The organism is Campylobacterota bacterium, from assembly GCA_040752835.1.
Lineage (GTDB): Bacteria > Campylobacterota > Campylobacteria > Campylobacterales > Sulfurimonadaceae > Sulfuricurvum.
The window spans coordinates 33,701-58,303 of the sequence record JBFMGG010000007.1 but is presented as its reverse complement, the minus strand read 5'-3'; the positions used below and the strand labels follow the sequence as shown (position 1 = coordinate 58,303).

27 protein-coding genes are annotated in these 24,603 nt (G+C 54.7%); 14 read left to right on the top strand and 13 right to left on the bottom strand.

What is annotated here, in order from left to right; all coding sequences use genetic code 11:
- Nucleotide 1 precedes the first annotated feature (1 nt).
- Both AB1763_06260 and purH read right to left on the bottom strand, forming a co-directional pair.
- On the bottom strand, nt 2-883 hold the full coding sequence (locus tag AB1763_06260) for a J domain-containing protein (GenBank protein MEW5832422.1): 882 nt from the start codon (nt 881-883) through the stop codon (nt 2-4).
- Between the two features lie 149 nt (nt 884-1,032).
- Nucleotides 1,033-2,568 carry a bifunctional phosphoribosylaminoimidazolecarboxamide formyltransferase/IMP cyclohydrolase gene (gene purH / locus AB1763_06255; GenBank protein ID MEW5832421.1) on the bottom strand — a complete coding sequence of 512 codons (1,536 nt, stop codon included), beginning with the start codon at nt 2,566-2,568 and terminating at the stop codon, nt 1,033-1,035.
- An 85-nt stretch (nt 2,569-2,653) separates the two neighbouring features.
- Here purH and AB1763_06250 point away from each other — a divergent pair, with 85 nt between their 5' ends.
- A complete protein-coding gene (locus AB1763_06250; GenBank protein MEW5832420.1) occupies nt 2,654-3,148 on the top strand; it encodes a DNA-deoxyinosine glycosylase in 495 nt (164 codons plus the stop codon).
- Here AB1763_06250 and AB1763_06245 read toward each other — a convergent pair.
- Nucleotides 3,145-3,945, bottom strand: a complete 801-nt coding sequence (locus tag AB1763_06245; protein MEW5832419.1) for a serine hydrolase — start codon at nt 3,943-3,945, stop codon at nt 3,145-3,147. The two genes, AB1763_06250 and AB1763_06245, sit on opposite strands and share 4 nt — an antisense overlap.
- A gap of 91 nt (nt 3,946-4,036) precedes the next feature.
- On the opposite strand from AB1763_06245, the gene AB1763_06240 reads away from it, so the two are divergent.
- From AB1763_06240 to AB1763_06200, 9 genes are read left to right on the top strand one after another with little or no spacing between them, the layout of a single operon-like run.
- Complete coding sequence (locus AB1763_06240) at nt 4,037-4,312, top strand: hypothetical protein (GenBank protein ID MEW5832418.1); 276 nt, start codon at nt 4,037-4,039, stop codon at nt 4,310-4,312.
- A gap of 58 nt (nt 4,313-4,370) precedes the next feature.
- Nucleotides 4,371-5,789 (top strand): hypothetical protein, encoded by a 1,419-nt coding sequence (locus tag AB1763_06235; protein ID MEW5832417.1) that lies wholly within the window; start codon nt 4,371-4,373, stop codon nt 5,787-5,789.
- Nucleotides 5,790-5,798: 9 nt separating this feature from the next.
- Complete coding sequence (locus tag AB1763_06230; protein ID MEW5832416.1) at nt 5,799-6,674, top strand: zinc ABC transporter substrate-binding protein; 876 nt, start codon at nt 5,799-5,801, stop codon at nt 6,672-6,674.
- The gene (locus AB1763_06225; GenBank protein ID MEW5832415.1) at nt 6,671-7,426 is read left to right on the top strand and encodes a metal ABC transporter permease; all 756 of its coding nucleotides are present in this window, start codon (nt 6,671-6,673) and stop codon (nt 7,424-7,426) included. The genes AB1763_06230 and AB1763_06225 overlap by 4 nt, the downstream gene beginning before the upstream one ends.
- Nucleotides 7,427-7,433: 7 nt before the next feature.
- The gene (locus AB1763_06220) at nt 7,434-8,552 is read left to right on the top strand and encodes an ABC transporter permease (protein MEW5832414.1); all 1,119 of its coding nucleotides are present in this window, start codon (nt 7,434-7,436) and stop codon (nt 8,550-8,552) included.
- Nucleotides 8,549-9,304, top strand: a complete 756-nt coding sequence (locus tag AB1763_06215) for an ATP-binding cassette domain-containing protein (protein ID MEW5832413.1) — start codon at nt 8,549-8,551, stop codon at nt 9,302-9,304. Before AB1763_06220 ends, AB1763_06215 begins: the two co-directional genes overlap by 4 nt.
- Nucleotides 9,288-10,256, top strand: coding sequence for an MlaD family protein (locus AB1763_06210; GenBank protein ID MEW5832412.1), 969 nt, complete (start codon nt 9,288-9,290; stop codon nt 10,254-10,256). The genes AB1763_06215 and AB1763_06210 overlap by 17 nt, the downstream gene beginning before the upstream one ends.
- Before the next feature lie 2 nt (nt 10,257-10,258).
- Nucleotides 10,259-10,864 carry an ABC-type transport auxiliary lipoprotein family protein gene (locus tag AB1763_06205; GenBank protein ID MEW5832411.1) on the top strand — a complete coding sequence of 202 codons (606 nt, stop codon included), beginning with the start codon at nt 10,259-10,261 and terminating at the stop codon, nt 10,862-10,864.
- Nucleotides 10,861-11,844 carry a 6-phosphofructokinase gene (locus tag AB1763_06200; protein MEW5832410.1) on the top strand — a complete coding sequence of 328 codons (984 nt, stop codon included), beginning with the start codon at nt 10,861-10,863 and terminating at the stop codon, nt 11,842-11,844. Before AB1763_06205 ends, AB1763_06200 begins: the two co-directional genes overlap by 4 nt.
- Here AB1763_06200 and AB1763_06195 read toward each other — a convergent pair.
- Nucleotides 11,798-12,661, bottom strand: coding sequence for a TIGR01777 family oxidoreductase (locus AB1763_06195; protein MEW5832409.1), 864 nt, complete (start codon nt 12,659-12,661; stop codon nt 11,798-11,800). The two genes, AB1763_06200 and AB1763_06195, sit on opposite strands and share 47 nt — an antisense overlap.
- 115 nt (nt 12,662-12,776) lie before the next feature.
- Between AB1763_06195 and AB1763_06190 the strand changes: the two genes are divergently transcribed.
- Complete coding sequence (locus tag AB1763_06190; GenBank protein MEW5832408.1) at nt 12,777-13,103, top strand: NGG1p interacting factor NIF3; 327 nt, start codon at nt 12,777-12,779, stop codon at nt 13,101-13,103.
- Between the two features lie 39 nt (nt 13,104-13,142).
- Here AB1763_06190 and AB1763_06185 read toward each other — a convergent pair whose 3' ends face one another.
- The 3 genes from AB1763_06185 to serB form a co-directional block, all read right to left on the bottom strand.
- Complete coding sequence (locus AB1763_06185) at nt 13,143-13,475, bottom strand: c-type cytochrome (GenBank protein MEW5832407.1); 333 nt, start codon at nt 13,473-13,475, stop codon at nt 13,143-13,145.
- Nucleotides 13,476-13,648: 173 nt separating this feature from the next.
- Nucleotides 13,649-13,990, bottom strand: a complete 342-nt coding sequence (locus AB1763_06180; protein ID MEW5832406.1) for a hypothetical protein — start codon at nt 13,988-13,990, stop codon at nt 13,649-13,651.
- Nucleotides 13,984-14,616 (bottom strand): phosphoserine phosphatase SerB, encoded by a 633-nt coding sequence (gene serB / locus AB1763_06175; protein MEW5832405.1) that lies wholly within the window; start codon nt 14,614-14,616, stop codon nt 13,984-13,986. Before serB ends, AB1763_06180 begins: the two co-directional genes overlap by 7 nt.
- Nucleotides 14,617-14,681: 65 nt before the next feature.
- On the opposite strand from serB, the gene AB1763_06170 reads away from it, so the two are divergent.
- From AB1763_06170 to AB1763_06160, 3 genes are read left to right on the top strand one after another with little or no spacing between them, the layout of a single operon-like run.
- Nucleotides 14,682-15,584 (top strand): methylenetetrahydrofolate reductase, encoded by a 903-nt coding sequence (locus AB1763_06170; GenBank protein MEW5832404.1) that lies wholly within the window; start codon nt 14,682-14,684, stop codon nt 15,582-15,584.
- A gap of 54 nt (nt 15,585-15,638) precedes the next feature.
- The gene (gene serS / locus AB1763_06165) at nt 15,639-16,883 is read left to right on the top strand and encodes a serine--tRNA ligase (protein ID MEW5832403.1); all 1,245 of its coding nucleotides are present in this window, start codon (nt 15,639-15,641) and stop codon (nt 16,881-16,883) included.
- A gap of 18 nt (nt 16,884-16,901) precedes the next feature.
- Nucleotides 16,902-19,247: a tetratricopeptide repeat protein gene (locus AB1763_06160; protein MEW5832402.1), complete on the top strand. Its 2,346-nt coding sequence runs from the start codon at nt 16,902-16,904 to the stop codon at nt 19,245-19,247.
- Here AB1763_06160 and pssA read toward each other — a convergent pair.
- The 6 genes from pssA to hisA form a co-directional block, all read right to left on the bottom strand.
- Nucleotides 19,235-19,963, bottom strand: a complete 729-nt coding sequence (pssA, locus tag AB1763_06155) for a CDP-diacylglycerol--serine O-phosphatidyltransferase (protein MEW5832401.1) — start codon at nt 19,961-19,963, stop codon at nt 19,235-19,237. The two genes, AB1763_06160 and pssA, sit on opposite strands and share 13 nt — an antisense overlap.
- Nucleotides 19,964-19,987: 24 nt before the next feature.
- Nucleotides 19,988-20,635, bottom strand: coding sequence for a phosphatidylserine decarboxylase (locus AB1763_06150; protein ID MEW5832400.1), 648 nt, complete (start codon nt 20,633-20,635; stop codon nt 19,988-19,990).
- Nucleotides 20,636-20,659: 24 nt separating this feature from the next.
- Nucleotides 20,660-22,606, bottom strand: coding sequence for an ATP-dependent zinc metalloprotease FtsH (gene ftsH / locus AB1763_06145; protein ID MEW5832399.1), 1,947 nt, complete (start codon nt 22,604-22,606; stop codon nt 20,660-20,662).
- Between the two features lie 2 nt (nt 22,607-22,608).
- The gene (locus AB1763_06140) at nt 22,609-23,445 is read right to left on the bottom strand and encodes a 50S ribosomal protein L11 methyltransferase (protein ID MEW5832398.1); all 837 of its coding nucleotides are present in this window, start codon (nt 23,443-23,445) and stop codon (nt 22,609-22,611) included.
- Nucleotides 23,445-23,819 (bottom strand): chemotaxis response regulator CheY, encoded by a 375-nt coding sequence (locus AB1763_06135; GenBank protein ID MEW5832397.1) that lies wholly within the window; start codon nt 23,817-23,819, stop codon nt 23,445-23,447. Before AB1763_06135 ends, AB1763_06140 begins: the two co-directional genes overlap by 1 nt.
- 75 nt (nt 23,820-23,894) lie before the next feature.
- Nucleotides 23,895-24,593 carry a 1-(5-phosphoribosyl)-5-[(5-phosphoribosylamino)methylideneamino]imidazole-4-carboxamide isomerase gene (gene hisA, locus AB1763_06130; GenBank protein ID MEW5832396.1) on the bottom strand — a complete coding sequence of 233 codons (699 nt, stop codon included), beginning with the start codon at nt 24,591-24,593 and terminating at the stop codon, nt 23,895-23,897.
- Nucleotides 24,594-24,603 lie beyond the last annotated feature (10 nt).

Here is a 24,603-nt window from a genome sequence, read left to right as displayed (position 1 = left end):
TCTACTCCTGCGGAAGCGATTTTTTCATCTGTTCGACAAGCTCGGGATCGATTTTCTCCAGCGGGGGGAGGACAATGTTGGCTTTGAGGTACAGATCGCCGCGGACGCCGCTTTGGCGGTTTGTGACCCCCATCTCTTTCAGACGGAACCGTTGGCCGTTTTTGGTGTTTTCGGGCACTTTGAGCGTCACCTCTTTTTCCAGCGTCTGGACGCTCACCTTCCCGCCGAACAATGCCGCATAGAGAGGTACGTTGAACGTTTTGACCAGGTTGTCCCCTTCGCGTTCATATTCGGGATTGGGGGCGACGTCGATGCGCAGGTACAGATCACCGACCTGGCCTCCTCCCCGTTTGCCCTTGCCGCGCACGCGCAATTTTTCACCGCTTTTGATCCCGGCGGGAATCTTGATGTCGAAACTTTCTCCCGAGAGGCTGATCGTATGTTTGCCGCCGAGAACCGCAACCGCGAAAGGAACCGTTACGTTGGCATCGATGTCGAGGTTCATGCCGCCGAAACCTCCCCCGAAACCGCCGCCAAATCCGCCGAAACCTCCCCCGAAACCGCCGCCGCCGAAACCGCCGCCCTGTCCGAAAATGTTGCGCAGGATGTCGTCAAGATCGACATTGGCGCCCTGACCGCGGGCGAAATCGTGAAAATTCTGGCCACCGAACATGGCATCACCGTACTGATCGTACTTGGCCCGTTTTTCTTTGTCGCTGAGCACTTCATAGGCGGCATTGATCTCTTTGAACTTCTCCTCGGCTTTCGGGTCTTTGTTAACGTCGGGATGGTACTGGCGCGCAAGCTTCCGGTACGCTTTTTTGATCTCCGCTTCGCTGGCTCCGGGTGAAACTTCGAGTGTGGCATACAAACTTTTTGACATGATCGGTTCCTAAAATTTATCGGTTTCTTTTTTCTGAAAAAATTATAGCACTAACATTGAGTCCGTGTCAATCAAGTTAAACCAAGGAGATACGATGGAAAGGGGATAAAGAGGCAATCACTCATTGCGCCTGAGCGGCGCAACTGTTTTTAGTGGAGGAAATGGCGGATGCCGGTAAAATAAAGGGCCATACCGTGCTCGTCGGCGGCGGCGATGACTTCGTCATCGCGAACGGAACCGCCCGGCTGGATGACGGTTTTGACCCCCGCGCCCGCCGCCGCGTCGATCGAATCGCGGAACGGGAAGAATGCTTCGCTGGCCAGCGCCGATCCGCTCACGTCCAGACCCATCTCTTCGGCTTTTTTGAGGGCGCAGCGGGCCGCGTCGACACGGGAAGTCATCCCCATTCCTACCGCGACCATCGCGCCGTTTTTAACGTAAACGACGCAGTTTGATTTCGTCAAAGAGGCCACTTTGTAGGCGATTTCGGCGTCTTTGATCTCCTGGGCACTCGCAGTGTGCTTGGTGACGAGTTTGGCGTTTTTCACCTCATCCTCAGCAACCCTGTCCGCATCCTGGAAGACGAATCCGCCGTCGATGTGTTTGAAATCGACCGGGTCGTTGCTCAGGATGATCCGATCCGCACCGTATTCGAAGAGTTTGAGCCGTTTTTTCGGTTCGAATACCGCGCGCGCTTCGTCGTCGATGCGCCCGGCGATGATTACCTCAAGAAACATCTCGTTCATTTTTTCGGCGAGTTCCTTGGTCACGACGCCGTTCACCGCGACGACACCGCCGAAGGCGGAAACGGGATCGCATTTAAGCGCTTCGGTATAAGCGTCCAGCAGGTTGTCGCGGATCGCGAAACCGCAGGGGTTACCGTGTTTGACGATACAGATCGCGTTTTCATTCCCGAACGCCGCGGCGATTTTGACCGCGCCGCTGATATCGGTGAGGTTGTTGAAACTCGCTTCCCCTTTGAGGGTTTTGAAGTTGCGGCTGAAAAACGCGTCGAATTCGTACAGGGCCCCTTTCTGATGCGGGTTTTCGCCGTATCGGGTATCCATCACCTTGTTTCCGACAATGAACTGCTTGGCTCCCATGCCGTTGTTGAAGCGCTTGTTCATATAGTTGGCGATCATGCTGTCGTAAGCGGCGGTATGCTCGTAAGCTTTGATCATCAGATCGCGGCGGAACTCGACACTGTTGAGGCCGTTTTCGATGGCGTTGAGCACGAGCGAATAATCCGATGGATCGGTCACGATCACGACGCTGTCGAAATTTTTGGCCGCGGAACGGACCATCGCGGGTCCGCCGATGTCGATATTTTCGATGATCTCTTCAAAATCGTCGGTTTTTTCGATCGTCGCTTTGAAGGGGTAGAGGTTGACGCACACCAGGTCGATCGCCTCGACACCCAGCTCTTTGGCCTGGTCAAGGTGCGACTGCTTGTCACGGCGGTGGAGGATTCCCCCGTGGATGTAGGGGTTGAGGGTTTTAACCCGTCCCTCGAAACATTCGGGGAATTTGGTCACCTCATCGATTTCGATCGCATCGATCCCCTCTTCGCGAAGAAGCTTGTACGTTCCTCCCGTCGAAATGATCTGATATCCCAGTCCGATCAGGGATTTCGCGAACAGAGCGATATTGGTTTTGTCGCTTACACTGAGCAAAGCGCGCTTCATGCAGTTCCTTTGTACGGGTCGTGTGCCCGTGAATTAATGGCGGAATTTTAGCTGAATATGCTTTAAGGTAAGGTAAAGTTTCAACATGACCCCGCAACGCCACCCCTTTGAGCCGATCATCGATGACCGTACGCGCGTTTTGTTTTTGGGGAGTTTCCCCAGTATCGCATCGTTCGAGCAGTCGTTTTATTACGCCCATCCCCGCAACGCTTTCTGGCCGATCATGGAGAGTATCTTCGGCGTCGCGCTCCCCTCCGGCGAAGCCAAAAAGGCGTTTTGCCTTGAAAAAGGGATCGGATTATGGGACGTGGTCGGCAGCTGCGTCCGAAGCAATTCAAGCGATACCAATCTGAAAAACTGCCTCCCCAACGATTTCGTCGCCCTGCTGAGCCGATATCCCGATATCCGAGCGATCGGATGTACGGGGAAAAAAAGCTTCGATCTGTTTATGAAATATTACGGCGACATCGGGATAAGGGTGATACAGCTCCCCTCCACCTCGCCGGCCCACGCGTCGATGAAAAGGGGAGAAAAAGAGAGACTTTACCGAGAATTCCTCGAAAAAAACGGCATTCTCTAGCTGTTGAGGACCTGTTCAAAAATCGATTTGGCCGTTTTCCAACGGTCCCCTTTCGCATTCATCATGACGATCACGCAGTCTTTACCGTCTTTTTTCGCCCGGGCGATGAGACACGGCCCGGCTTTGGCGGTATACCCCGTCTTGACCCCGACGGCGTACTGGTAGCGGTTGAGCAGGCGGTTGTGGGTGTAGGCGTAAAACTCCCGTTTTTTGTTCAGCGCGCGGTAGCGGTGCTCGTTCATTTTGCTGATTTCGTTGAACTTACGGTTCTGGATCGCGTATTCGGTCATTTTAAGGAGGTCTTTAGGGGTCGAATAGTGCCCTTTCGTATCGTATCCGCAAGGGTTGCTGAAACGGGTGTGTTTCATCCCGATCGCCCGGGCTTTGGCGTTCATCATCTCGACGAACCGCTCTTCGCTCCCCCCGACGGTGATCGCGATCGCTTTGGCCGCGTCGTTGTCCGATTTGATCATCGCCGCCTTGATGAGATCTTCGAGCCGGATCACATCCCCTCTCCGGTACCCCGCGATCGTCGGTTCGACCCGCGTCATCTCCCGCGTGATCGTAACGGGCTGCGCGAGATTCCCCCGCTCGATTGCCAGGATCGCCGTCATTACCTTGGTCAGGCTGGCAGGCTGGACTTCTTTGAACGGTTCCTTGGCATAAAGAGTCTGTTTGGCGCTGAGATCCTTGACGATAAGTGCCTCGACTTCGAGTTTGTTCAGTTCGGCTTTGTTGATATCGCCGTAGAGGGCGAGTGAAAAAGTAAATAAGAGGGTGCTAAAACGTTTGATCATCATCCGATTCCTTTAAAACTTTTTGATTATGACATACGAAAGCAAACCCTATGCCATCTGTGCTAAAATTCGCATCAAAAAAAGGGGAAAGATGCGACGCTTCAAACGTTTATTTGCCGTTTTGTTCATCGTATCGACCCTTCTGGGTGCCCTGCACGAAGTGATCCACGATCACGATCATCATGCCGACGCATCCGTCGAAGAGAGCTGTCCCCTTTACCTGTTGGGGCATACTCCGGTCGTCCTCAACGATGAAACCCCGCCGGTGAACCTCGCCGCTGCGTTCGAAGCGTATAAAGCTCCTCCGGCGCCGCACCCCTTAACCGCACCCGCTCTTTTCAAAAACCGTTCCCCTCCCCTCTCCTGATCGTTTTACACCATTTCATTCTTACGATATCCAACAATTACACGATCAGGAAACCCTTATGATGAATAAACTTGTATTGTCCGTCCTCGCGGCGGCGGCCTTGTCGGCCGACAGCACCGAACTTCAAAGCCTCAAGGCGCAGATGGCGCAGATGGAAGCGATGATGAAGGCCATGCAGGCCAAAATCGATACTCTCGAAAGTACCCGGACTTCTCCCGCCCCCCTGGCCGCGGCGGAGGAAAAGCCCACCTCCAAACTCGTCGATGCGGTCGCCAAAACCACTTCGGGTCTCGATCTCTCCCTCATCCTCGACGCTTCCTACGTAAGCCGCTCGAAAAAAGACGAAGTGACTCAGCATCTTGAACTTCCCGGCGTCGCTCACGGTCTTATCGGTTCCCATTCCCATGATGGACACGATCACGCGACCTACAACGCTTCCAACGGGTTCAACCTTAACTACGCCGAGCTGGCAATTCACAGCACCGTCGATCCTTATCTTGACGCCAATGCTGTTTTCCATTTTTCCGAAGATTCCGTGGAAATCGAAGAAGCCTACGTCACTACGCGTGCCCTTCCCTACAATTTCCGGGCACGCGGCGGGAAATTCCTGAGTGATTTCGGGCGACTGAACAACCAGCATCACCATGCCTGGAATTTCTCGGATATGCCTCTGGTATACGAAGCATTTCTCGGAAACCACGGAATCAATGAAATCGGGGCACAACTGCAATGGGTCGCACCGACGAGTAACTACCTGATGGTCGGATTCGAAGCGCTTCAAGGAAAAAACGAAGCCATGTTCGGTCAAGCCGCCATTAACAATCCAAGCGAAGGTTACGAAGAAGAGATCCTCGCCGGCTCCGCCCATCAACCCTCCTTATTGATAGGCTACGTCAAAACTTCCGCTGATATCGGAGACACCACCATTCTCGCAGGCGCCAGCATCGCCAACGGCAAAAGCCGTATTGACCATTTTAGCGACGAAACGCCTCATGCTTTTGCCGGAGAAAGCGATCTTTACGGCCTCGATCTCACGGTCAAACACTATTTCGACAGCTACAGTTCGCTGACATGGCAGAGCGAATGGCTTTACCGCGACATGGAAGGGACTCAGTTTTCCGATCCCGATGCTGATGTGACGACCAATAATCTGGTATCGCCGACAATGCATAAAAAACAGTCAGGCTACTATACCCAGCTTGTCTATGCACCCGATCAGACCTGGAAAATCGGTGCGCGCTATGATAATATTTACCGTAACGACGTCATAAAAAACGGTGTCGATCAGGAACAACCGGAGCACATGGATCAATATTCGGCGATGATTGAATACAATACCAGTGAATTTGCCCGTTATCGTCTCCAGTATACTCATTCGAATGCACTGTTCGACGAAGAAGGCAATCGCCGGACTCTCGATTCGCTGATATTTTCAATCAATGTTGCATTGGGCACCCATGCGGCCCATTCATTTTAAAGGAACACAATGTTGAAAAGGCTTCTTGCATCGGCTCTGTGTGCCGTGGGGCTACATGCCGAGCTGACAGTTGCAGTCACCTATCCCTACATCGCTTCGCTAACCGAATCGATCGGCGGCGATAACGTTCGGGTAGAGACTCTGGCGCAAGGGAACTGGGACCCTCATTTCGTGGTTCCGAAACCTTCCCTTATCACCAAGGTGCGCAAAGCCGATCTGCTGATCACCAACGGCGCGGATCTTGAAATCGGTTGGCTTCCGCCGCTACTGGAGCGTGCGGCGAATACCCGTCTCGCGTCATCTTCCAGCCGTCTTACGCTGGCCTCAAAAATTCGCTTGATCGACGTTCCCGCCGATACCAGTCGCGCAGGCGGGGACGTTCACGCCGACGGAAATCCGCACTTCCATCTCGATCCGCGCAATATTCCCGTTCTTGCCGAATCGATCGCCGTTTTTCTAAGCAAGAACGATCCATCGCACGCATCCAGATATCAGAATAACCTCACCGTATTCAAACTGCAATGGAATGCCCGCCTGAAACAATGGGAAAAGCAGATGGCATTTCTCAAAGGCAAAGAAATTATTCAATATCACCCGGTATTCAACTATTTCCTCCGTGCATACGGGATAAAACCCATCGGGACGATCGAACCTCTTGCCGGAATCCCCCCATCCGCCACCCATACGATGAAGCTCGTCGCACTGATACAGGAACGCAATCCGTATTGCATCATGCACGATGTCTACCACCCGACCAAAACAGCCGAATTCCTGCATACCAAAACCGGCATCAGGCTCGTCGTTCTGCCCCATGATGTGGGGGCACAAAAAGGGATAGGGAATCTTGCGTCACTCTTCGATTCCCTCATCGGAAGTCTGCAATGACCGATCTGTTTCTCCTGCCGGCCGTACTCATCGTTATCCTGGTCGCGCTTCACACCTGGTTCGGGAAAGGCATTCTCGAACGGGGGATCATTTTTACCGATCTCTCCATTGCACAGGCTGCAGCACTTGGGTCTGCAATCAGCCTGGGATATTTTCATGGAGAATTCCTGTATCCGATCACTCTTGCATTTGCGCTCGGAACAGGGTTGTTAATCGCTTTTGCCACCACGCGCCGCCTTCATCTCGAGGCATTCATCGGATTGATATACGTATTGGGCGCAAGTGCCATATTGATTGTGTTGGCCCATTCGGCTGAAGGAATGGAACATTTCAAGTCTTTGCTGGCCAACGACATTTTGTTTACAACACAAAAACAATTTTTGGAAGCATTGCCCCTCTATGGAGCGATCGGTGCGGCAATCGCATTGATCTATCCCCGAAGCCGTGGATTCGGGCGCGAAGCACTTTTTTTCTCCCTGCTGGCGTTAACCGTAACATCTTCGGTTCAGCTTGCAGGAGTGCTTGTCGTATTCATACTGCTTGTCGGGCCGATTCTTGTCGCATCGATGCAGTGCCGGTTTTCCCCGTATCCCCTTGCGGTATTCCTGGGAAGCCTGTGCGGGATACTGTCAATGCTCACGGCATTCTATGCCGATCTTCCGACTGGATATACGATCGTTTTTATCGGCGCCTTTTCAGCGCTGGTATCCGTACTGGCATTCTCTGCCAAAAAAGGATCAAATGCGTTATAATTGAAGGATGCGAAGCACATCCCCGGCAACCGTAACCGTTGTCATAGAAGGTACCAAAGCGCGGCTGATATGCAGAGGCGACTGGACGCTTCCCAACATTTGCGGCGCCGCCCGCACCCTGGAACAGTTCCGTCCGCCTGCAGCCGTCGAATGGGACGTGCGCGAGGTGCTTGACGTCGATTCGGCCGGAATGGCGCTGTGGCATCTGCACGACCGTTCTTTTCGCGAAAGCGGAATCGAATCGACCCTCACGGGCGCGGACGACAACCAGACCAAACTTTACCGCCTCCTCTACCCCCATCCTATCGGTGAAGTTCCCCCTCCGGGCCATTCTTCATGGCTTTATTCCCTGGGGCGCGAAACCCACCGTTATGCGCAAGGGGCGGCGAACTTTCTCTCTTTTTTGGGCGAAGCCTTCGTACTGCTGGTCCACACCCTCCGCCATCCTTCGAAAATCCGCTGGCACGCGATCGGCGCGCACGTTCGGACCACGGGGTTGCAGGCACTGCCGATCATCGCCCTGAGCGCCTTTTTGATCGGGGTGGTAATCGCTTACCAAAGCATCGTACAGCTACAGAAATTCGGAGCCGACATCTTTATTGTCGATACGATCGGCATCTCGCTCACCCGGGAACTCGCTCCCCTCATCACGGCCATCGTCGTGGCGGGACGCAGCGGGTCGGCCTTTACGGCGCAGGTGGGAGCCATGAAGATGACGCAGGAGATCGACGCGATGAAAACGATGGGGTTCAATCCCTTCGTCTTTCTCGTATGGCCCAGGGTGATCGCCCTGATGCTCGTGATGCCCCTGCTGATTTTTTTTGCCGACATCGTCGGTATTTTCGGCGGCATGGTGATTGCCTCGACCCAGTCGCACATCAGCTTCCCCGAATTCATCCATCGGCTTCAAAACGCCCTTGCGCTCAAACACTACGTCATCGGGATCGTCAAAGGGCCCTTTTTCGCTTTTCTAATCGCGATGGCCAGCCTCTATCGGGGATTTCAGGTGTCGATGAATACCGAAAGCATCGGCCACTATACCACCAAGAGCGTCGTCAACTCGATCTTCCTGGTCATCGCCTGCGACGCCCTTTTCTCGGTACTTCTGACGGAGCTGAAGCTGTGAAAACGCCCGTTATCACCGTCCGGGACGTCGTCACCGCATTCGATGACAACATCGTCCACGATCACGTCAGCTGCACCGTCTACGAAAATGAGATTTACGCGCTGCTGGGGGGAAGCGGTTCGGGAAAATCGACCCTTTTACGGGAGATGATCATGCTCGAACGCCCCCGCAGCGGACGTATCAACGTGCTCGGCTACGATCTTGCGAACCTCTCGTACGAAGAGGCCCAAGATCTTCGCAGCCGCTGGGGAGTTCTGTTTCAGTCCGGAGCGCTCTACTCCTCCCTGACCGTCGGAGAAAACATTGCGTTGCTCTACCATGAATACACCCGCCTTCCCCCCAGGCTCGTCCGTGAACTCGTCAAGCTCAAAATCGATCTCGTCGGCCTCCCTCCCCACGCGATCCATCTCTATCCCGGCCAGCTCAGCGGCGGAATGGTCAAGCGGGCCGCACTCGCACGGGCGCTGGCGCTCGACCCGAAACTACTGTTCCTCGACGAACCCACATCGGGGCTCGACCCGCTGAGCTCGCGCCAGTTTGATGCGCTCATTCAGGAACTTCGCGACCTGTTGGGGCTGACGGTGGTCCTCGTTACCCACGATTTGGATACCATACACCACATCGTCGACCGTTTCACCCTGCTGGGGGACAAACGGGCGATTGCCGAGGGGACTCTTGCCGAAGTACTCGCCGTCTCCCATCCGATCGTGGATTACTTTTTTCAGAAAGGGACACATGGAATCTCGTTATAACTACACTTTTACCGGTCTTTTCGTCGTCATTTTCGCAATGGGGCTCATCGCGTTCGCATTCTGGCTGGGTAAATACGGCCAGGACGAACGGGACTACCGCCGTTTCCATGTCTACATCACCGAATCGGTCTCCGGGCTCGCCCCCGAAGCATCGGTCAAATACAACGGCGTCGATGTCGGAAAAGTCGAATCGATCCGCATCAACCCCCGCAACAACGAAGAGGTGGAACTCATCCTCAAAATCAAAAAAGAGACGCCGATCAAAACCGATTCGTACGCCGTACTGAAATTCTACGGTATTACGGGGCTGGCGTTCATCGAGATTACGGGAGGTTCCAATAACGCTCCGCTGCTGATGGAAAACGGTCAGCGCGCGTCGGTCATTCCCGCTCGTCCTTCACTGATCACGCGACTGGATGAGTCGCTCAGCAACGTCGCCAACAAGCTCTCCCAGACCCTCGAGCACGCCGACCGCCTTTTCGACGACCGCAACGTCGAAAACGTCCGTCAAAGCCTCGAACACCTCCGCTCGCTGAGCGAACAGATCGACGGGTACCAAAAAGAGGTCCGGACGATTCTCGAACGCAGCGCGGCACTTGAATCCAACGCCTCGGAGGCGCTGGGAAGCATGAAAAACGCCGCGGGAAGTGTCAAACAAACGTCGGACAACCTCAACACGCTCGTGCAGACGAAAATGGCCGTAACGCTCGATTCGCTGCACAAGACTTCTCTCCGGAGCGACGCACTGATCCGAAAACTCGAAGCGTCGCTGGACCGCGGCGATTACGACCTCAAATCGATCGCTTCCCCCACCGCCGCCGAACTCAACGAACTGATCGTCCAGACCAAAACGCTCACCCAGGAGATGGAGACAACCATCCGCGGCCTGCGGGAGAGCCCTTCGGATCTTCTTTTCAAAAAAACATCCCAAAAACCCGGTCCAGGAGAATAACCATGCTACGCCTCCTCCTTTTCGCCCTCGGCGCATTGACTTTTGCGGGATGTTCGCTGAACTCCCCCGCGAGCAGCGTCTACACGATCCTTCCCAACTCCGCTGCATCCCTCGATACCTCCGCACCCCTTCATGCGGGAACGATCAAACTCGCCCCGACCCGCACCCTTCCCTCGCTGGGTTCGAAAGCCCTCCGCTACCTCCGTCCGCACGGGGAATCGGGGGAATACCTCTACAGCCGGTGGAGCGACGCCCCCGCACTGCTGATCGAACGCAACTTCGTCGCATCGCTGCAAAATCGGAAACTCTACGCCGCAATCCTCCCCCCGGGTTCGGCCGCCGGGGCGACACACCTGCTTGAATCGGATCTCAATGCTTTTGAACACCGTTTTCGCGAAGAGGGGGGAAGCGAAGGCTACATCGATATGACCTATCGGCTCATCGATCCCAAAACCAAGCAGACCCTCTCGTCCAAAAGGTTTCAAATCGTCGCGGCCGCGGCCTCGGGAGATGCCAGGGGAGGCGTCGACGCCCTCAGCCGCGCTACCCGCGAACTTTCGCGCCAAAGCACCGAATGGCTGGCGCACTACCTACAGGAGAAACCATGAATCGAAATATCGCGATCCTCTGTTCGGGAGGGGACGTTTCGGGGATGAACCCCGCCCTCAAACGCTTCGTTGAGTACGCGTTTGCCAACAACCTGAACCCTTTTTTCGTCCACCACGGCTATGAAGGGCTCATCGACGACCGGATCGTCGCGGCGGGGTATCCGGACGTTTCGGGGATCATTACCCGGGGGGGGACGAAAATCGGTTCGGCACGCTCCGAGCGGTTCAAAGAGAGCGCCTACCGCAGCATTGCGGCCGAAAATCTCCGCAAACGGGGAATATCCATGCTTGTCGTTCTGGGAGGAGATGGGAGTTTTCGCGGCATGGAACAGTTTTACAAAGAGACCGGCATCGCCTTTTGCGGCATCCCCTCCACCATCGACAACGACATCAACGGAACCGATTACTGTCTGGGAGTCGATACGGCGCTGGGGGTGATCCGCAATGCCATCGACCAGATCCGCGATACGGCGGCGTCGTTCCGCCGGGCTTTCGTCATCGAAACAATGGGACGCAACTGCGGATACCTCGCCCTCGTCTCCGCGCTCACTTCGGGTGCGGAGCTGTGCCTCATTCCCGAAATCCCCGTCGAAATCGACGAATACAAAGCATGTTTCGCATCCCAGACCGCAGCGGGAAGGGATTATTTCATCGCGGTCGTATCCGAAGCGCTGGGGCGTTCCTCCTCCGTCGCCGAATGGTTTGAACGCGAACTCGGCTTCGAAGCCCGGGTGAACGTTCTGGGTCATACCCAACGCGGCGGAAACCCCAGTGTATACGACCGTCTCATGGCGTACCGTTTCGTCACCTATGCGATCGACGCTCTCCTTGCGGGCAAAAGCGATTCGGTTATCTGCTACACCCAAAGCCATTTCGTTTTCCGAACGATCGACGAGGTCGCGTTACACCCCTACCGCCTCGACGAGGAGCTTCTCAATCTCGGACGCGGACAATTTCTTCCATCGCGCTGTCAAAGGTAGGGTACAAAAACGTAAACCCCGCTTCCTGCAGCCGGCGGGGATACACCTCTTTGGAATCAAGCATGACCGTTGACCCCTCTCCGAAAACGAGCTTCACCAGCCAGGCGGGAAGGTCGAAAAAAGCGGGACGCTGAAGAATGCGACTCATCGCTTTGGTCTGTGCAAGGTTGCTGATGGGTTCGGGGGCGGTGAAATTGACAATCCCTTCGATCCGGGGCTGTTCGATCAAAAATTCGCATGCTCGGACCAGATCGGCGAGATGTATCCACGAAATCATCTGGTATCCGTCCCCCATTTTTCCGCCAAAGCCGAAACGAAACGGAGGAAGCATCTTGGCCATCGCCCCCCCTCCCCGGCCGTAAACTACCCCAAAACGCATCAGACATACACGGGTACGTTCCGAAGCGGCACGCAGAGCGACACCCTCCCAGCTCCGTACCAGATCGGCCAGGAAATCGTCCGCCAGATGGCGGGAGTGTTCGTCGTGCTGGTGAAAACTGTCGTAAATCCCGACGGCCGAGGCGTTGAGGAGCACTTTTGGGGGATGGATGCACCGCCCGATCGCGTCGACAATTTTCCCCGTCGTCTCCAGACGGCTTTGACGGAGCACCTTTTTGTACTCGGGGGTCCAGCGTCCCAGAATATTCGCTCCGGCCAGATTAATCAAAACGTCCGCCCCCTCGAGCGCCGAAGCAACCGTATCGAGGCTTGTGCCGCTTCGGACGCTCAGAGCCTCTACGTTATCCCCTTTTTCCCGGAAATAGGTTTCCAGAGCGCTCCCGACAAAGCCGCTCATACCGCAAATGACTATTTTCATCAGATCATTATCCCTTTGTGCTCTTTGCAAAGATTGTAACTTAAAAGGGGTATGGGAGGTTTAAAGTTATAATTGATCCGACACTTTAAACCTGTTCTAATACAAAGGAATCGTCATGCTTTACCAGTTGATCGTCTACGTCCCCACCGGGGATGCCGAGCATCTCAAAGAAGCGTTGTTCGCGGCAGGTGCGGGAAAATACAAACACTACGACCGTTGCAGCTGGGAGTGCGGCGGAACGGGACAGTTCCGGCCGCTTCAGGGGGCCAACCCCGCCATCGGGCGCATCGAGACGGTCGAATACGTCCCGGAAGTGAAAATCGAAACCGTCTGTACGGCCGAATGCCTCAAAAAAGTTTTACGCGCATTGAGAGAAAACCATCCCTATGAGGAACCGGCGTATGGGGTTATCGAACTAAAAACACTGGAAGATTTCGAATAGAGGGGAGAAAATGCCCCGAAAGGGGCGAAGAAGGCGGTATCAGCCGCAAGAAGGCACGTTTCCTGAATCCGAACCGTATTCGAACAGGAAGTCGCGCAGGTCTTGAGCCTGGCTTTTGAACAGATCGCCGTTGAAGTAAGCCGCCGATTTGTCGTTTGCGTGCGCTTTGATGATTTTTGCCGCGCCGTTGGCGAAAAGATCGTCCCACTCGTCCTGTGTGTGCATCGCAGCACCTTTTGTACCGCTTCCGTGGCAGTTTTTACAGGTTTTCAAATAGGCTTTTTGCCCTTTTTTGACATCCGCAGATGCGGCTGTACTCATCATTCCTACCGCTACAAGTGCAGCAAGAAAGCATGAAGCAGACTTTTTCATGTCGTTCTCCTACGAAATTTAATGGTTTAAGACACCTTCAACGTTTCCGAAAAAACGGTGAAGATGTCTTGATGCCGGACATCATATCCCATAAAGGGTAAATAGAGGTTTAATGTTATGTAAATGTGATAGTTTTTCAGCTTATTTTATCAAAATTGTATCAAAGCTTCACGTTACTGTTCATCACCGTTATCTTCCGGTTCTTCCTGAGGCATTCCGGTATTCACTTCGCGCCGGATTTTCTCCTGCCGGATTTTACGGTACGCTTTGTACTGAGCCTTCCGCAGGGCTTCCGCATCCAGTCCGACTTCCCCGGCGATCGCTTCGGGGGCGAAACCGGCTTCGTTCATGATTACCATTTTAAGCTCTTTTTTGGTCAGGTGGCGTTTAAGGGCCGCATAGAGCTCCCGTTCGTCCTCGCCGATCTCGACGGCGCTGCATTCGTAAATACGCGCCAGTACCTCGCGGATCGTTTTTTGGGGATTGTACTGGGTCCAGAGTGAATTTTCTAGCATGGTTGAAATACCTTTGTAATGATCTGCGTCAAATCTTTCGTCTCGACGATGACGTTCGCCTCTTTTTTGAGAATCTCCTTGGCGCAGAAGGCCACCCTCGTCCCCGCGTGCGCAAACATCGAACGGTCGTTCGCGCCGTCGCCGACGACCATCGTCTCTTCGGGGCTGATTCCGAAAAGCCCCTGCAGCCGCAGCAGCATATCCCCTTTGGAAAAATCGAACATCATGTCGCCACCGACGAGCCCAGTGAGGTGCCCGTGCTTTTCGTGCAGCACGTTCGAAAAATCGGCATCGTACCCCAAAATTCCTTTCGCATACGACGTCGCGCTGCGGAATCCTCCGCTAAAGCAGACCACTTTGATCCCCCGCGCTTTCAGATCGGCGATCGTCTGGACCGCTCCGGGCATGTAAGGGAGGTTGTGGCAGATTTTTTCCACCTTGGAAAACTCCAGCCCTTTCAAAAGCCCTACCCGCTGCTGCAGACTTTCGAAAAAATCGAGTTCGCCGTTCATCGCCCGCTCGGTGATGGCCGAAACCTCTTCGCCGATCCCCAGCGCTTCCGCAAAAAAATCGATCGTCTCCCCGTCCATCAGGGTCGAATCAAAATCAAATACCGCTAACTTAATCAAAAGAATTTATCCTCTTTGTTATAATGACGCAATTATATCTTTGTTACCCCTAAAGGCATCTTTTGTTCGGCACCTTTATCGAAAAACTCCGCTCCGGCACTTACATCACTCTGGAAACCACCCCGTCGCGATCGGCCCGATTCGCCCCCACCGTCGATAAAATCGAATCGCTCGGCCTGCAGCACCTCGTCGACGGTTTCAGTACGACCGACAACCCGCTGGCAAAACTCAAATACAACGCCCTTTTCGCCGCGCAGATGCTCCAGAACCGCTTCGGCCTGCCGGTGCTCGCCACGATGAGCATGCGCGACCGCAACCGCATCGCGCTCCAAAGCGACCTGTTGGGGGCCAACGAGGCAAACGTCCGCGCCATCCTCGCCCTCACCGGCGACAGCGCCCACTACTCCGACCAGCCTCACGCCAAAGGGGTTTTCGAAGCCAACAGCAAACTCCTCCTCGAAATCATCTCGACCCTCAACGGGGGTACCGATCTTGCCGGACAGAAGCTCCTCTCCCCGGTACAGGAGATTTACCCGTTTGCCGTCATCGACGCCTACGCCAAAAGTGCGGCGACGCTGCAGAAGAGGATGTCCAAAAAAGTCGCCCACGGCGCGATCGGCATCATTTCCCAGCCCGTTTACGACCTCGAAAACGCGCGGAAACTGCTGGCGATGATGGAAGAGGCCAACGCCGAACACGGCAAAAATGCGGTGCTCATTCTCGGCTATTTCCCGATCACCAAACTCCGCACGGCCCGTTTTCTGGACGAAAACGTCCCGGGCATCTTTGTCCCCGGAACATGGGTCGAAGCCCTGGAAGCGGCATCGCTGAGGGGGCCGGAGGAGGAATACCGCGTCGGCTTCGAACTAAGCAAAAACCTTTTCGACGAACTCAAAGCGCTCCATCCCAAAATCCACATTATGACGGCGAACCAGTTCGAGCTGGCAAAGGCGATTTTGAGCTAATTTCAGCCTCTTTTGGCTATAATCGATCACTTTTTAATGCAGGAATAATCCTTTATGATCGATGTAAAACTTCTCCAGAAAAATTTTGACGAAACCGCCTCCGCGCTGATGCGCAAAAAAGTCTCCGCCGAGACGATCCGCGAGCTCCAGGGCGCCAACGAAGCCCTCAAAGCGGCCAAAACCGCGTACGAAAACGCCCAGGCGAAACAAAACGAACTCAGCCGCCTTTTCGGACAGTACAAAAAAGAGGGGAAAAATACCGACGAACTCAAAGAACAGGTCGATGCGAACAAAGCCCTCGTCGCCGAACTCCTCGAAACACAGCGGGAGGCCGAAGAGGCGCTCGATGCGCTGATCATGAGAATCCCGAACCTCCCCGATACGGACGTCCCCGCGGGCGAGGACGAGAACGACAACGTCGAGATCCGCAAGGTCCTCGTCCCGCCCGCCTTTTCGTTCACCCCCAAAGAGCACTGGGAACTGGCCGAGCAAAACGGCTGGATCGATTTCGAGCGCGGCGTCAAACTCGCCAAAAGCCGTTTCAGCGTCGTCAGCGGCATGGGTGCGCGGCTCGAACGCGCCCTCATCAACTTCATGCTCGATTTCAACCGCGAGCGCGGATTTGAAGAAGTCAGCGTCCCCGCACTCGTCAACCGCCGCGCGCTGGAGGGGACCGGACAGCTTCCCAAATTCGAAGAGGATCTCTTCAAAGTCGAAGAAGAAGAACTCTTTTTGATCCCGACCGCCGAAGTACCGCTCACCAATCTGTATCAGGACGAAATCCTCTCCGCCTCCGAGCTCCCGATCAAAATGACCGGTTACACCTCATGCTTCCGTAAAGAAGCGGGAAGCGGCGGACGCGACGTGCGGGGAATGATCCGTCAGCACCAGTTTCACAAGGTAGAGCTGGTCGCGATCACCACGCAAGCGCAAAGCGACGCGGTATTTGACGAGATGGTCGCGTGTGCCTCGGATCTGCTCAAAGCGCTCGAGCTCCCCCACCGCCTCGTGACCCTATGTACGGGAGACCTCGGGTTCGGCGCAGCCCGCACCGTCGACCTGGAGGTGTGGCTCCCGGGACAGAACACCTACCGCGAAATCAGTTCGGTTTCCAATACCCGCGACTTTCAGGCCCGCCGCGCCCGTATCCGTTACAAGGAAGAGGGGAAAAATCTTCTCGCCCATACCCTCAACGGTTCAAGTTTGGCCGTCGGACGGACGATGATAGCCATCATGGAAAATTTCCAGAATGAAGACGGTTCGATCCGGATTCCGCAAGTGTTGCATAAATACCTCTAAAGCGAATAAAGAGACCGTATGGCCGATAACCAAGAAGAGATTATCATCATCGAAGAGGGGGAGACCCCGAACGAAGGTTCCCCGAACGAACCCAAACCCGGTGAGGCATCCGACGAATCCGCCGCCCGTAAAAAGAAACGGATCGTCATCGGTGCCGCCGCCGCTTTGCTCCTGGCCCTCGCCGGAGGCGGCGGATACATTCTCTTTTCTTCGCACGAAGCCCCGGCCGCTTCGGGCATACCCGCCCTCAACGAAACGCACGCAACCCCGAAAGAAGAGATCATCGAACCCAGCGAACTCGAAAAAATGATCGACAAGGCCAATACCCTCTACGCCAACGGGGAAACGGCCGAAGCCCTCAAGCTCTACCAGAAAATCGCCCTCTACTCCGAAGCGATCTCCCAGTATAACCTGGGGGTGATCCAGCTTAAAGAGGGGAAATACGCCCAGGCGCTCGACAACTTCAAACGCTCCATCGCCAGCAGCGAAAACCGATGCGTCAGCGCGATCAATGCCGCGGTTTGTTCGCTTCATCTCAAACGGGAAAAAGATTTCAACTATTACATCGACCTGGCGCTGGCCTATCTGCCCCAGGAGACCAATTCACCGCTGTATTCGTATTACTATACCCTGATCCATTATTACAAAGGGCATTATCCCGAGGCGCTCAGCGCCCTCAAGCACCCCACATCCGAAGAGTACCTCACGACCCAGAACAAACTGCGCGCGAAAATCAGCGCCCTTTACGGCAATTATCCCGATGCCATCCAGGCACTCGAAAATCCGCTGCAGGAGGAGGATTCGTTTTCTCTGGGTCTTCTTTATGCCAACACCGGAGACCTTCGCAACGCAAAAAAATATCTCTCCGACGCGATGATGCAAAACCCCGAACCGGTACAAGAAAGCCTCGCGCTGGCCTTTGTCAACCTGAAAATGGGGTTGCAGGAAGAGGCGGCCGGTCTGATCCGCAAAACGACCCAGGCCTATCCCGACCAGGTCTATACGCCTTATCCCATTCGAGTCTTTCTCAAACCCTCGCTGTTCGAGCCCGATGCGGCGCAAAACATCTACCGGAGTCAGAAACACGGCGCGAAATCCAAAAACTTCCAGACGGTTTTTTATTTTGCGCCCTACAAGATCTTCAATGCCTCGCAGGCCGTCAATTACATTCAAAAAGGGAACGCCAGCATCTACGTCGACAACATGGAGGGGGCGAAATCCTATCTGGAGAACAGCACACGCCTCTCAATCATTGACCACGGCATCGCCCTCGCCATCCAAAAAGCGCTCGATTTTCAGATCCGTGACGCCAACGTGCAGTTCAATGCCCTGCTCAAAAACAATCCGAAACACTCGATCCTCCATTACAATCTCGGGCTGACTTACGCGCAAATGGGCGATTTCGCCAAGGCATACGACCATTTTCTCCGTTCCTATCATCTCGATGCCGACAACTATCTCTCGGGGATCTTTGCCCTCATGAGTTCCGATCTTATCGGCCGGCACAACGCCAAACTCTCCTCCATCCTCAAAGAGAACCTCTCGAAAGAACCTGCGAGCGAGGAATTCGAGCTCTACCGGACCGTTCTCGAAATCGCCCAGAACAATTTCCCCGGAGCATCGAAATGGCTCGACAACCGTTACAGGGAACGTCCGTTCTACATCGGCCTAAAAACCCTCATCGCCCTCGAAAACGGGGATGACGAAGAAGCACGGAAAGCCTCCGAAAGACTGGTTAAAATGCAACCTTCGGACATGCTGCCGCATCTGCTCTACATCGACGCCCATTTCAAACGGCAAAAGCCCAAAGCCTTCGCCTCGTCGACGATCAACTATCTTAAAACCAAAAACTTCCGCTACGACGACCTCTATTACGGGCCCCAGATCACCCGTGACCGGGCCGTTACGATGAGCGTCATGACGGGTCAGCTCACCCCGATGATCGAACGGCTCAAACGCCAACTGCAGACAACGGGGGGCAATACCGTCGACATCACCGGCGCGCTGGCGCAGGCATACCTGTTCAACCGGCAGTTTGAAGAATCCTATGCGCTCTACAATCAGCTCGTCGATACCCACAAAATCAAAGACGGCCAGACCCTCTTCCTGGGCGCATGCGCCTCGATCGGAGCCGAACACTACGAAAATGCGATTGCGCTCCTCGAACTCTCCAAACTAACCAATCCCGCCTTTGCCGAAACCCGTTACGCGCTTGGGTTGCTTTACCTTCAGGCACAGAACAATGCCGCCGGGGCGGGACAGCTCAGCCGGTTGGGGAACAACGGATTCGTCTCGCGCTATTTCGATTTCGCGATCGATACCGACAAATTAGCGAACGAGCCGCATAAATATCATGCTTTGTGAAGAAACCGGCGGATAAGGTAAAACGAGGCCCTTAAGGGGCCGTAAACAAGGTACAAGGCGGCGACAAGCGCCATCCCCTCGATGGGATAAACGAAAATCCCCATTGCGACGACGATCACTCCGACGAGAAAACGGAGGAAATGGAACGATTTGAAGTTGATTTTTTTGAAGCTCGGATACCGGATGTTGCTTACCATCAGTACGGAAAGCACGATGCCCAGCGGCAGCATCAGAAATTTCAGCTCGACGTATTCGCCGTAGCGTTCGAGCAGCAATACGGCAATCGCGATCATGATCGCCGCCGTCGGAATGGGGAGGCCGATGAAAACACTCGGCTCGATCCGTGAGGTCGTTACGTTAAACCGCGCCAGCCGGACCGCTCCGAAAATGATGAACAACGCACTGGCCACAAACCCGATCCGCCCGTACTCTTCCCCTACATACAGGTACATCAAAAACGCCGGGGCGACACCGAACGCGACAATGTCTGCCAGCGAATCGAACTCCACGCCGAAATGGCTGGCCGTATTGGTCATTCGCGCGACGCGGCCGTCGAGCCCGTCAAAAATGAGCGCGAGGAAAACAAACCATGCCGAAGCGGAAAACGATCCCTCTAGCGCCAGGGCGATCGCATAAAAACCGGTAAAAATCGATGCGGCGGTAAAAAAGTTGGGGAGAAGATAGGCGATCGGTGGCGGGGGGTCTTTGCGGATCATGTGCCGGCCTTACACCAGGTTGGCTCAGGCGGCGGCGAAATAGCCGATGACGCTTTCACCCGCGCGGAGGCTGTTCCCGGCATTGACCGAGAGGCGGACGTTTTCGGGAAGGTAGATTACGCTGCGACCTTTGGCCAGGAAGCCGTAACGGGCTCCTTCTTTGAGTTTCTGGCTCACCTCGGCGTCGATGCCGATGGGAAAACAGTTCTGTTCGCTGACGTGTTCGACGTAGATTTCATTCCCTTTGGAAGAACGAAACGACAACACCGCTTTTTCGTTCAGGGTTTCGGCCAGAGGATTGTACAGCGGCAACGATGCGCCGCGGCGAATCTTGTACCCCTCTACCGTCGCATCGAACGGAGACCGCAGAATGGATACGTCCCAAAGGGAATTGAGAACCGTCATTTTGAACATTTTCTGCTCCTCTACGTTCACCTCTTCAACCGACAGAACCACCCCGTCGACACTGCTGATGATCGCATCGGGTTCATACGCCGCCGTATTGCGTTCGGGATTGCGGAAAATCGCCAGCAGTGCAATCAGCAATGCGCCGAAAATAAACTGGAACAGATGGAGCCCCGTCATCGTAAAAAAGAGAAAGAGCGCACCCGCAACGGCGGCGATGAGCCAGCCGCGTTTGGAGAGGATAAAAGTATCGTTTTGAATATTCATGCAGTGCCCCTTCTTTCGTAATGGTTATTCGGAAATCGTCGTTTCGCCCATGTGTTCTTTACGCGGTTCGAGTTTGGTCTCGATGCCGTTTTCGATTTCGAATGCCTCGATGATTTCACGCACCTGGTCTCCGGTGATGTTCTCTTTTTCGTAGAGCAGCTCGACGATTTTTTCGATTGCGCCGCGGTATTCTTCCAACCGGGCCTTGACCGCATTGTAACGTTCCGCCAGTGAATGCTTGATGAACGCATCCATCTCTTCGGCCATTTTATCGCTGTATTCGCGGGACTGTGTCATCCCGCCGCCGAGAAAACTGCTACGCTGTTTTTCAAGGACCATTAGCCCGGCGACGTCGCTCATACCGTACATCTGTACCATCGCTTTGATAATATCGGTAGTCCGTTCGAGGTCGTTCGCCGCGCCGGTACTGATTTCCCCGATAAAGACCTCTTCGGCCGCCCGGCCGCCCAGCAATACGTCCACTTCGGCCCACAATTCGTGGCGTTGCATCAGGTATTTGTTCTCTTCGGGGGTGTTGAGCGTGTAGCCCAAAGCCGCCAGACCGCGCGGGACGATCGAGACTTTGGAAACTTTTTTGGCTCCCTTCGTCGTCTCGGCCAGCAGTGCATGACCGCTTTCGTGGTACGCAACGATCTTTTTCTCTTTTTCATCGATACGGCGGCTTTTTTTCGAAAGACCGGCGATGGCCCGCTCTACCGCTTCGCGCAGATCGGCCTGAGTAACGGTTTTCTGGTTCTTTCGTCCGGCGAGGAGCGCCGCTTCGTTGACGATGTTCGCCAAATCGGCCCCCGCGAGTCCGGCGGTGAGACGCGCGATCTCTTCGATGTCCACGTCGAGGTCTTTTTTGATCCCTTTGACGTGGACGTTCAGGATATCGATCCGTCCCTGGAAGTCGGGCTTGTCTACGAGAACCTGGCGATCGAAGCGCCCCGGACGGAGCAACGCGGGATCGAGAATCTCGGGACGGTTGGTCGCAGCGAGGATGATGATCGGCGTATCGGTGCCGAAACCGTCCATCTCCGCGAGCAGCTGGTTGAGCGTTTGCTCGCGTTCGTCGTTTCCGCCCATCATGCCGCCTGCGGCGCGACTTTTACCGATGGCGTCGATCTCGTCGATGAAAATGATCGACGGAGCATCTTTTTTGGCCTGTTCGAACAGATCGCGCACCCGTGCGGCACCGACCCCGACGAACATTTCGATGAAGCTGGAACCCGAAACGGAGAAAAACGGAACGTCCGCCTCCCCGGCCACCGCTTTGGCAAGCAGCGTTTTACCCGTACCTGGGCTTCCTACCAGGAGTACCCCTTTGGGGATCTTGGCCCCCAACTCGACGTAACGGTCCGGATAACGGAGAAAATCGACGATCTCGAGTACCTCTTCCTTCGCTTCCTGCGCACCGGCCACGTCGTCGAACTTGGTTTTGGGCTTTTCGGAGTTGATGAGACGCTTGGAGGTCCCCATTCCGAGAATCCCTCCGCCCATGTTCCGTTGCATCCGCCCCGCGAAAAACATCCAGATCGCGATGATGATCAGAAACGGAAAGAGCCATCCGAACATTTCGGTAAACCAGTTGCTCTCCGAGAAACCGTTGTAATTGATCCCCTGTTTGTCCAGGAGCGCGATCAGGGCCGGATCGTTCCCAACGAGGCGCGTCGTATAGGCGACTTTACCGTTACCGTCGCTGCCGATGGCGCGGATGTAGGTCTGGCCGATCGATACCTTTTCTACCTCTTTGTTTTCGATCAGACGTTTGAGGTCGGCGTAACTGATCTCCTGCGTCCGCGTAACGTTCTGACCCGAAATTTTTCCCGCCAACTCATTCTCGTCGCCGATAAATGCTTTGAAGAGCATGATGATGACGATCGAAAAGATGGCAAACGTGATCAGCGGATTTTTGTTGAAAAAGTTGCCGTTTTTGTCCGGGTTCGGATTCGACTCGTTTTGGCTCATAATTATCCATTTCCTTTTTGGGTCATCACGAGGGTTACCCATTCGTTCTCGACGATGCGCTCGGTCAGCTCCATCGCCTTGTAAGCGCGCAGCACTTTATCTTCATATTTATCCATAATGCCTGAGAGGATCAGAACACCCCCCTCTTCTAACCGTTTTTTCAGGTCCGACGCGATGAAGACAAGGACATCCGCGACGATGTTCGCGATAATCACGTTGTAACGTTCGGAACTTTCCTGCACGGGGCCTTCCCAGATACGGCGGTATTCGAGGCCGTTTTGGGCAGCATTGGCAACCGCGTTTTCGACCGATAGCGGATCGGTATCGCACGCATCCACAACGCCCCCTTTGCGAAGCGCCGCCATCGCCAGTATCCCGCTGCCGCATCCGACGTCCATAACGGTGTCTCCCGCACGAACGTATTTGGCGACGGCGCGCAGGCACGATGCGGTTGTGGGATGGTGCCCCGTCCCGAAGGCGAGGGCCGGATCGATGGCAATGTTGAGCATCCCCTCTTTGGGTTCTTCCCACGTGGGATGGATGTAGAACGGTTCGATTTCGACCGGGGTTACCGCTTCTTGGTAACGGGCAATCCAGTCGTCGTTTTTTTCTTTTGTGAGGGTAAGTTCCACGTCGACGACCTCGCCGGTCGCCCGTTGAAGCGCTTCGGCAAATTGTTCGATCCCCCAGCTGACCGTTTCGAGGTTTTCTTCGCTGCGGACAATGAATCCTTCCTCGGTCTCTTCGAAACCGACGGGAAGGAGATCGACCAGGAAATCGCTGAAGAGTTCAAGATGAGATGATGGTTTGACCACCAGCATGTAATAGAAATCTTGCATCAACCCTCAGTACCGAGAACGGCGGCAAGCTTCTCTTTCAGGACCTGCGGGGTGAACGGTTTGACGATGTAGTTGTTCACCCCGGCCTTGAGGGCGGTAATAACTTCCGCTTTTCCCCCCTCCGTCGTGACCATGATGATCGGCAGATCCGTGAAACGGGCATCGGCACGCACTTTTTTGACCAGCTCAAGGCCGTTCATTTCGGGCATATTCCAGTCCGTGATCAGCATCCCCATGTCGGGATTTTCATTCAACGCATTCCATCCCTGCACGCCGTCTTCACCTTCCAACACGTCCTCGTACCCGAGCCGTGAAAGGGTGTTTTTAATAATACGGCGCATTGTCGAACTGTCATCTACTACCAATAATTTCAATGTACGTCCTTTTGTCGATTCAAAATTTTTGCGGATTTAATACCCAATGATAACGCATCCATCTTTGCGGGAAGTTTAAAAAAAGCGTTTGAGATCGATTGTACCCTCATAAAACGCTTTTCCGACAATCACCCCTTCGATTTCGCCCGTCGCGCGGAGCGCTTCGATGTCCGATTCGTCGCGGACGCCGCCGCTTGCGATCGTCACGACTCCCGACGCCCGGGCAATCTCAAGGGTAAAATCGACATTTACGCCCGAAAGTGTACCGTCGCGCCCGACATCGGTGCAGATGATCGCTTCGACCCCAGCATCCGCAAACGCGCGGGCCAGATCGGTCGCTTTCATGGAACTCACTTCGCCCCACCCTTCGACGGCGACATATCCGTCGATTGCATCGATCCCGACGGCGATGGGATATTTCGCGGCCATCGCTTTGACGAAATCGGGGTCCTTCACGGCGATAGAGCCCAAAATGAGCCGGTCGATCCCCAGTTCCAGATAGCGTTTGATCGTCGCTTCGTCACGGATGCCTCCGCCGAGTTCGAGTTTGACGTTGCAGTTTTCACGGATCAGGCGGATCTGTTCGAGGTTTTTGGGCTCTCCGGCAAACGCGCCGTTGAGATCGACGAGGTGAACCCATTCGGCGCCCATCTCTTCGAACGTTTTGACGAGTTCCCATGGGGTATCCGAATAAATTTTGGCGCTCTCCATCGCCCCTTTCGTGAGGCGGACGGCTTTGCCGTCTTTGAGGTCGATCGCGGGAAAAATAGTCATGCTGGTCTAT

Coding starts and splice junctions, on each gene's coding strand:
- AB1763_06190 (MEW5832408.1), top strand. CDS start 12,777: ATGCTTTACCAGTTGATCGTCTACGTCCCCACCGGGGATGCCGAGCAT.
- hisA (MEW5832396.1), bottom strand. CDS start 24,593: ATGACTATTTTTCCCGCGATCGACCTCAAAGACGGCAAAGCCGTCCGC.
- AB1763_06260 (MEW5832422.1), bottom strand. CDS start 883: ATGTCAAAAAGTTTGTATGCCACACTCGAAGTTTCACCCGGAGCCAGC.
- AB1763_06240 (MEW5832418.1), top strand. CDS start 4,037: ATGCGACGCTTCAAACGTTTATTTGCCGTTTTGTTCATCGTATCGACC.
- AB1763_06160 (MEW5832402.1), top strand. CDS start 16,902: ATGGCCGATAACCAAGAAGAGATTATCATCATCGAAGAGGGGGAGACC.
- AB1763_06180 (MEW5832406.1), bottom strand. CDS start 13,990: ATGCTAGAAAATTCACTCTGGACCCAGTACAATCCCCAAAAAACGATC.
- pssA (MEW5832401.1), bottom strand. CDS start 19,963: ATGATCCGCAAAGACCCCCCGCCACCGATCGCCTATCTTCTCCCCAAC.
- AB1763_06230 (MEW5832416.1), top strand. CDS start 5,799: ATGTTGAAAAGGCTTCTTGCATCGGCTCTGTGTGCCGTGGGGCTACAT.
- AB1763_06220 (MEW5832414.1), top strand. CDS start 7,434: ATGCGAAGCACATCCCCGGCAACCGTAACCGTTGTCATAGAAGGTACC.
- AB1763_06200 (MEW5832410.1), top strand. CDS start 10,861: ATGAATCGAAATATCGCGATCCTCTGTTCGGGAGGGGACGTTTCGGGG.
- AB1763_06205 (MEW5832411.1), top strand. CDS start 10,259: ATGCTACGCCTCCTCCTTTTCGCCCTCGGCGCATTGACTTTTGCGGGA.
- purH (MEW5832421.1), bottom strand. CDS start 2,568: ATGAAGCGCGCTTTGCTCAGTGTAAGCGACAAAACCAATATCGCTCTG.
- AB1763_06210 (MEW5832412.1), top strand. CDS start 9,288: ATGGAATCTCGTTATAACTACACTTTTACCGGTCTTTTCGTCGTCATT.
- AB1763_06185 (MEW5832407.1), bottom strand. CDS start 13,475: ATGAAAAAGTCTGCTTCATGCTTTCTTGCTGCACTTGTAGCGGTAGGA.
- AB1763_06245 (MEW5832419.1), bottom strand. CDS start 3,945: ATGATCAAACGTTTTAGCACCCTCTTATTTACTTTTTCACTCGCCCTC.
- AB1763_06140 (MEW5832398.1), bottom strand. CDS start 23,445: ATGCAAGATTTCTATTACATGCTGGTGGTCAAACCATCATCTCATCTT.
- serS (MEW5832403.1), top strand. CDS start 15,639: ATGATCGATGTAAAACTTCTCCAGAAAAATTTTGACGAAACCGCCTCC.
- AB1763_06235 (MEW5832417.1), top strand. CDS start 4,371: ATGATGAATAAACTTGTATTGTCCGTCCTCGCGGCGGCGGCCTTGTCG.
- AB1763_06250 (MEW5832420.1), top strand. CDS start 2,654: ATGACCCCGCAACGCCACCCCTTTGAGCCGATCATCGATGACCGTACG.
- AB1763_06195 (MEW5832409.1), bottom strand. CDS start 12,661: ATGAAAATAGTCATTTGCGGTATGAGCGGCTTTGTCGGGAGCGCTCTG.
- AB1763_06225 (MEW5832415.1), top strand. CDS start 6,671: ATGACCGATCTGTTTCTCCTGCCGGCCGTACTCATCGTTATCCTGGTC.
- AB1763_06150 (MEW5832400.1), bottom strand. CDS start 20,635: ATGAATATTCAAAACGATACTTTTATCCTCTCCAAACGCGGCTGGCTC.
- ftsH (MEW5832399.1), bottom strand. CDS start 22,606: ATGAGCCAAAACGAGTCGAATCCGAACCCGGACAAAAACGGCAACTTT.